This is a genomic window from Rhodopseudomonas sp. BR0C11, from assembly GCF_010820945.1.
GTDB lineage: Bacteria > Pseudomonadota > Alphaproteobacteria > Rhizobiales > Xanthobacteraceae > Rhodopseudomonas > Rhodopseudomonas palustris_H.
In genome coordinates this window covers 1-3,308 of sequence record NZ_QTKI01000480.1, presented here as the reverse complement: position 1 = coordinate 3,308, position 3,308 = coordinate 1, and the positions used below count along the sequence as shown (strand labels likewise).

Genomic DNA, 3,308 nt, shown 5'->3' with positions numbered 1-3,308 from the left:
CCAACACCGCGCCGTCGCAGCGGATTTCGACCCGGAAGGGCCCGCCGACCCCGGACGATCTCGATGAGCTGATCACCAAGGTCTGGAAGGAGCCGGCGTTCTTCCTGGCGCATCCGCGCGCCATCGCGGCGTTCGGTCGCGAGTGCACCCGCCGCGGCGTGCCGCCGCCGACCATCAACATGTTCGGCTCGCCGTTCCTTACCTGGCGCGGGCTGCCGCTGGTGCCGTCCGACAAGGTGCCGTTCGACGAAGCCGGCCGCACCAAGATCCTGCTGCTGCGCACCGGTGAGAAGAAGCAGGGCGTGGTCGGCCTGTTCCAGCCCGGCGTGCCCGGCGAAGTGGCGCCGAGCCTGTCGGTGCGGTTCATGGGTATCAACCGCAAGGCGATCGCCTCGTATCTGATCTCGCTGTACTGCTCGCTGGCGGTGCTGACCGAGGACGCGCTCGGTGTGCTCGATGACGTCGAGGTCGGTACGTATCATGAGTACGCCTGATCCGACCCTGCCGCATCCCGGCTCAGCGGCTCTGCCGCAAGGCGGAGCGCTGCCGCATCCGGCGTCGCTGGAGCAGGCGTCCGCCGCAGCGGTCGGTGCACCGGATGTCGCCTCGATCGCGCGGCTGGCCAACGCGTTCTTCTCGGCGTTGCCGACCGGGGCGGTGCCGGAGCCCGGCGCCGCGCTCGGCTCGGCGCCACTGTTTGCCGCCGAGCCGCTGCACAATGCGATTCCAGGCACGCCGGCGCTATCGCCCTCCTATAAGCCGAACCACAATCCCGGCGCAGCCTCGCCGATCCCCACCGTGGGCGCGGCGCGGCCGTCGGCACCGATCTTCGCGCTCGATCCTAAGCTGGCGCCGGAGCCGACCACGGCGGTTGGCTCGCTGCCGCAGGAGCTGAAGGTGCCGCTCGCGGCTCCGCCTGTGGCGCCGCCGCCTCCGTCTGCACCAGCGGTGCAGCCGGTGTTCGCGCGCGACACCGATCTGGCTGCGCTACCCGGCCGGCTCGACGAATCCCGCAGCTTCGTGCCGCGCGCATTGCCGAGCGCGGGGCCATTCGGTGCCGACGCCGCGGCGACGGCAGCGCCGTTGTACTTTCTCGCCGACAATCCGGCCCTGGCCCATGCGACGCCGGCATCAGCCGCGCCGCCCCGTGTCGATACCTTCGACCTCACGGGGCTGGCGCCGCAGCATCGCACCGATGTTCATGTGCTCGATCTGTCCGGTGCACGGCCGTTCGACGCCAACGTCTTCAAGCGCGATTTCCCGATCCTGCGCGAGACCGTCAACGGTCGGCCGCTGGTGTGGCTCGACAACGGCGCCACGACGCAGAAGCCGCAATGCGTGATCGATCGGCTGGTGCAGTTCTACACGCACGAGAATTCCAACATCCATCGTGCCGCCCACACGCTGGCGGCACGCTCGACCGATGCCTATGAGGCAGCGCGCGACAAGGTGCGCGGCTTCATCAATGCGCCGTCGGTGAAGGATATCGTGTTCGTGCGCGGCGCCACCGAGGCGATCAACCTCGTGGCGCAGGCCTGGGGCCGCCGCAATGTCGGCGAAGGCGACGAGATCGTGGTGTCGCATCTCGAGCACCACGCCAACATCGTGCCGTGGCAGCAGCTCGCGGCCGAGAAGGGCGCTCGCTTGCGCGTCGCGCCGGTCGACGATCACGGCCAGATCCTGCTCGACGAATACGAAAAGCTGCTCGGGCCGAAGACCAAGATCGTCGCGTTCACGCAAGTCTCCAACGCGCTCGGCACGGTCACCCCGGTCGCGGAGATGACCGCGCTGGCGCATAGCCACGGCGCCAAGGTGCTGGTCGACGGTGCTCAGGGCGTCTGCCACATGCCGGTCGACGTCCAGGCGCTGGATGTCGATTTCTACGCCTTCTCTGGTCACAAGATGTTCGCGCCGACCGGGATCGGCGTGCTGTACGGCAAGGCCGATGTCCTCGAAGCGATGCCACCGTGGCAGGGCGGCGGCAACATGATCGCCGACGTCACCTTCGAGAAGACGATCTTCCAGGGGCCACCGGATCGGTTCGAAGCCGGCACCGGCAATATCGCCGATGCGGTCGGTCTTGGCGCGGCGATCGATTACTTGACCCGCATTGGCATGGCCAACATCGCGGCGCACGAGCATGAGTTGCTCGCCTATGGCACCGAGCATCTGCTGACGGTGCCGGGCCTCAAGCTGATCGGCACCGCGCGCGAGAAGGCAGGCATCCTGTCGTTCGTGCTCGACGGCTGCCGCAGCGAGGATGTCGGTAAGGCGCTCGACCGCGAAGGCATCGCAGTGCGCGCCGGCCATCATTGCGCCCAGCCGATCCTGCGCCGGTTCGGGCTGGAAAGCACGGTGCGGCCGTCGCTCGCCCTCTACAACGCGCATGACGACATCGACGCGCTGGTCGACGCGTTGCGGCGATTGCAGAGCGGGCGGGGCGTGCGCGGGAACTGATGGGAAAATGTCGCGTCTGAGGATGTCGTCATTGCGAGGAGCGAAGCGACGAAGCAATCCAGCTTCGTGCAGTGAGCTGGATTGCTTCGCCTTCGGCTCGCAATGACGGGAGAGATTGTCACTGAACGCTGTAAGGCCAACTCACCGGAGCCGCCTGCATGTCGCAATCCGCCGAGCCCCGTGTCGTCACTGAGCCAGCATGGGACCTCGGCGAGATCGTCGCCGAACTCGCAGGGCTCCGCGCCATCTCTCAGCGGCGGCGCTATCGCAGCCGATCGCTGCCGGAATTGCCGTCACGCGAAGCGGTGGCTGGCATCGTCGATGCCTTGGTGGCGGCGCTTTATCCGCGTCACTTCGGGCCGGCTGGCCTGTCGGAAGACAGCCTCGACATCTATGTTGCCGACACCATCGGGCAGGCGCTGCGCCGGCTACGCCGCGAGGTCGGGCGCGAATTGCGTCTTGCCGATCTCGACGGCGCCGCCAAGCCCGGCGAGATCGAACAGCAGGCGCTGACCATCGCGGCGGAGTTCGCCCACGACCTGCCGCGCATCCGGGCGCTGCTCGACAGCGATATTCGCGCTGCGTTCGACGGCGATCCAGCGGCGAAGAGCCTGGACGAAGTCGTGTTCTGCTATCCGGGCGTTGCCGCGATGATCCGGCATCGCATCGCGCACCGGCTGTACGTGCTCGGCGTGCCGATGTTGGCGCGGATCGTGGCGGAGATCGCCCATGCGCAGACCGGGATCGACATCCATCCCGGCGCGACCATCGGCGAGAGCTTCTTCATCGATCACGGCACCGGCGTGGTGATCGGAGAGACCGCGCGGATCGGCAAGCGGGTGCGGCTGTAT

The 3,308-nt window shown here is 67.8% G+C and carries 2 protein-coding genes and 1 pseudogene; all 3 read left to right on the top strand.

The genetic code is table 11. The annotated features are described in order from the left end of the window. Positions 1–494: pseudogene (locus DYI24_RS23765) on the top strand (hypothetical protein); the annotation flags it as partial. Continuing rightward, a complete protein-coding gene (locus DYI24_RS23760; RefSeq protein ID WP_164574073.1) occupies positions 481–2,457 on the top strand; it encodes a family 2A encapsulin nanocompartment cargo protein cysteine desulfurase in 1,977 nt (658 codons plus the stop codon). The pseudogene DYI24_RS23765 and the gene DYI24_RS23760, both read left to right, overlap by 14 nt. A 158-nt stretch (positions 2,458–2,615) precedes the next feature. Beyond that, positions 2,616–3,308, top strand: a 693-nt coding sequence (locus tag DYI24_RS23755; RefSeq protein ID WP_164574072.1) for a serine O-acetyltransferase, incomplete at its 3' end; no start/stop codon positions are given.

What these genes read in the sequence shown, in the direction of transcription:
- DYI24_RS23760 (WP_164574073.1), top strand. Translation starts at nt 481, where the DNA reads ATGAGTACGCCTGATCCGACCCTGCCGCATCCCGGCTCAGCGGCTCTG.